Annotated in this window: 3 protein-coding genes and 1 pseudogene; 2 read left to right on the forward strand and 2 right to left on the reverse strand. The window is 51.4% G+C overall.

Annotation, left to right across the window (positions count from 1 at the left end; genetic code table 11):
* A partial coding sequence (locus QP997_RS09585; protein ID WP_284846993.1) for a hypothetical protein occupies positions 1-181 on the forward strand: 181 nt, incomplete at its 5' end.
* Positions 182-233: 52 nt separating this feature from the next.
* On the opposite strand, the gene QP997_RS09590 is transcribed toward QP997_RS09585, so the two are convergent.
* Both QP997_RS09590 and QP997_RS09595 read right to left on the reverse strand, forming a co-directional pair.
* Entirely contained in the window at positions 234-566 is a 333-nt protein-coding gene (locus tag QP997_RS09590) for a hypothetical protein (RefSeq protein WP_141759501.1), read from the reverse strand.
* A gap of 349 nt (positions 567-915) precedes the next feature.
* On the reverse strand, positions 916-2,433 hold the full coding sequence (locus tag QP997_RS09595; RefSeq protein ID WP_012360704.1) for an LGFP repeat-containing protein: 1,518 nt from the start codon (positions 2,431-2,433) through the stop codon (positions 916-918).
* Positions 2,434-2,670: 237 nt separating this feature from the next.
* Here QP997_RS09595 and QP997_RS09600 point away from each other — a divergent pair.
* Positions 2,671-3,591, forward strand: a pseudogene (locus QP997_RS09600) (IS256 family transposase); the annotation flags it as partial.
* Between the last annotated feature and the right edge of the window lie 102 nt (positions 3,592-3,693).

Consider the following 3,693-nt stretch of genomic DNA (forward strand, 5'->3'; position numbering starts at 1 on the left):
ATCCTTGGCATCCTGGTCAAATTTCTTCGGCATGTTCCAGATTTTCCCATCTACTCAAACGGAACAAAACCTGGGACACTTCAAAGCACCGATCGTCCTAGCCAGCACTGACACAAGCAGCGCAACTGCTGCAAGCAGTAAAACACTGGGACACTTTCGCCTATTAGCCCTGCCTAGTTGATAGGGGTGATAGGGAAACAGGGCTTGAAGCGAGAGTTTTCTTAGTTTTATTCTTATCCAACCGTTTTAGGATTACGGGCGTAGGCCTTAAAAGCTCGCACTATGCGGTAGTTCGTATTGGCTTCAATTACAGAGGAAAGTCTTTCTCCGTCAGCAATCCATTGGAGAGGATCAAAACTGCTGTTCCATCGCTGAGCGACACCAACTCTGCCGTCGCTTTGAAAATTTTTCCGCCATTCTCTGATCCATCCATCGAAGGTATGGGGTGAACTTTTTAAAGCTTGGTGGGCTGCAGAACAGAATGCGTTTTCTTCTGCTTCATCTACTCCCCAGACTGCTGAGGGTCTTGCATTGTCGGGGTAGATGATTACGTAGGTGTGTTTCATGACAATGTTTTATTTGCAGGGACTAGGGGGATGGGGCGGTGTAGATAGTGTGCGAATCTTCTATCGACAGTTACATCAGCCTCTGCTTCTATCTGTCTTGCAATCCACAGCCCTTCTTGTAGCCAGCTGTTGATGTCAAAGCCCTCTCTCCACCAAGAAACAAACGACGTTCCAACACCATATCCATAGTTTTCGATCCAAGTGCGGTTCCACCGTTTTAAGATTTCGATTAGGCCAATGCTGAGGTGTAGGTCAGATGGCTGAAGGAAATCGTCTTCACGTTCGCGCTGTATGTCATCCCTTTCTGACCATAGTCCCCAATCCATCCCTTCTTCAGGAAACAGTGTGATTATCGTGGTAGGTACTTTCGGCATCCTCCCCAATCCCTTCCGCCTCGGTCGTCATTCGTGTAGGCATTGTGCAGGGTAGAAGAGCTACTCCATACAATGGCGTAGCTTCTGACTTTAGAGTAAGTGTTATACCTTGTTTTAAGGTATGTCCCAGGCCTGCTTGTTTTATTGGTGAACTCTTGTGATAGGAGCGTATGTGCTACGCAGGTTTGAAAGTCTTCCCAAACCTGTCTCGTTATCTCCTCTTGAGGGGGCATGTGGTTATCGGCAATATGCCAAAGATCCCTGCAGTATAGACTCACGCCAGAGTGGTGAAAAACGGTAAGTTTTCCGTTGTCATATCCGCCAATACACTCATGCATTCTATCAAAATTGTCTCCGATAACTTCCTCTGAATCAGTTGATCTACTGGCTGGCCGGCTGGCTCCGAAGGCTGATATTTCTTGGTATGCCGGAAGAGGAAAATTAGGAGACCGGATAAGCCCTCGCTGAAAATACTGCAAATCCCCTCCGTCTTTAGTCGGTTTGATGTCTGCGGTCGGATACCCGTATTTTCCTTTTTCGAAACCGCTATTTGCCCATTCATACAGAACTGGACCATAGATAGGATGGGCTCCGGTTGCTGGAGACCAGTAGATAAAACCCCAGACAAACCTGCTAAATTTTCCAACTCCATCTGGAGTTGATGTCTCATCCTCGATTGGGTAGCTGAGCATTTGTCCTTGTTCGGCACCTGTCTCCAGCCACTTATCGTAGATTGCACCCTTGATAGCTGCTAGACCAGCAAGGGATCCATAGATGTGTCCCTTTGAGAAAGACTGTTTCCGGCCGGTTCCGTCTGGCAAAGCGAATTCATCGGTGGTGGGGTATCCCAGCTCACCTCGCTCCCAGCCATTGCGGGCCCAAACAACAGAAAAGTGCGTGGTAATCGGATGAGCGCCGGTTTGGGGGTGCCAGTAGATGAACCCGTTGACGAACTCATTGCGACGTCCGACACCATCAGGAACGCCGAGTTCATTGGACTTCGGCCAAGTGAGGAAACTCTTTGGTCCACCGAGGGAATCGTACTTTTCCCGGATTTTTCCGCACACTTTAAAAGGGCTAGGCCAATACGTCCGACAGTTATCAACGGCGGCAAACGTCTGTACTCCAGAGCGTGTCTGCGTGGCTTGTTCTTTAGCCTCTTGGATTTCGGCTTGGTTAGCTTGTTCTTTCGTGAATCCACCGGGAATTTGTTCTTTATCGGAACGCATCTTCCCTGGAGTGATTTTGCTTTTGGGATTGGTGGTGGGATGCCAGTTCTTACCTGTTTGGTTATCAACGTTGTTGTCGTCGAACCCCGGTTCTGTTGGTTCTAGGTTTTCTCGTCCGGGTGCGACCTGATCAGCGTGGTTGTCTGCTGGTGTACTGGTAGTTGTTGGTGGTTGTGTGGGGTGAGCCTGCACGGCAGGGGTGAACCCCATGCCGAGGGTGATGGCGAATAGGAAAGTGGTGATAATGCGAGATGGTCTGGCCATGGTGGGGCATCTTTCGCTGTAGTGGATGGTTAGAAATGAGCTTAGTGTGAGAAACGTATCTCGGGAATGAAAAATGGCTGACTAGTTGGAAAATCTTGCAAAATCCCAGGGAAACTACGGTTGCGTCCCTTAGTGTGGTGTAACGCTTACTGATGGTGGGCCCTTGAAAATAGTGGGGCGGCCATCGTCAGTAACCTTTCGACTCAACGACCACATCTCACCGAAAGGCACATGACGATGACCGCTGCTCCGCATTCTATCGACCCGACAACCTATCTGGATGATGTGCTGACCCAAGCGTCGCCGGATCTGATGCGGCAGATGCTGCAAGGGTTTATCAACCAGATCCTCTCCGCCCAGGCTGATACCGTGTGCGGGGCTGAATACGGTGTTGCTTCCACCGAACGGGTCAACCACCGCAACGGGTACCGTCACCGCGACCTCGACACCAGAGTCGGCACAATCGATGTGGCAGTGCCGAAGCTGCGCCACGGCGCGTTGTTCCCGGACTGGCTGCTCGAGCGAAGCTCACGTGCCGAACGCGCACTATCGACCGTGATCGCAACCTGCTATCTCAAAGGGGTTTCCACCCGCCGAATAAACGATCTGGTGGCAACGCTAGGGATTTCCAACATGTCGAAATCGCACGTCTCGCGGATGTCGGAAGAACTCGACGCGATGGTCGCAGATTTCAAAAACCGCCCCCTGGATCCCGGTGGGTATGCCTACCTGTCGTGCGACGCACTCGCGATCAAGGTGCGGGAAGGCGGCCGGGTGGTTACATGCTGCGTCCTTTTGGCCACCGGGGTCAACGCCGAGGGCTATCGCGAAATGCTCGGCATGCATGTCGCCACCGCGGAATCCAACGCGTCGTGGAAAGGCTTCTTTCAGGACTTAAAAGCCCGCGGGCTTCGCGGTGTTTTCCTTATCACCAGTGATGCTCATGAGGGCATCCAGCACGCCATTTCTGACGTGCTGCCCGATGCGTCGTGGCAGCGCTGTCGCACCCATTTCGCGAAAAACCTCTACGAAAAGGTCCCGAAGACACAGTGGCCGATGGTCTCTGCGATGTTCCAGACAATCTTCCAGCAACCCGACGCTCAATCCACCTGGGGACAAGCCCGCGAAGTCGTTGATCTACTGGAACCAAAGTTCCCGTAGGTTGCGGCCTATCTAGAAGAGTTGAAGTGCTCCGGGTTTTGTTCCTAGGCATTTGCCTTGATTTCTATTTTCTCGTGATTTGGATTGCCAGTCCAAAAC

The organism is Corynebacterium sp. MSK039 (assembly GCF_030232315.1).
GTDB lineage: Bacteria > Actinomycetota > Actinomycetes > Mycobacteriales > Mycobacteriaceae > Corynebacterium.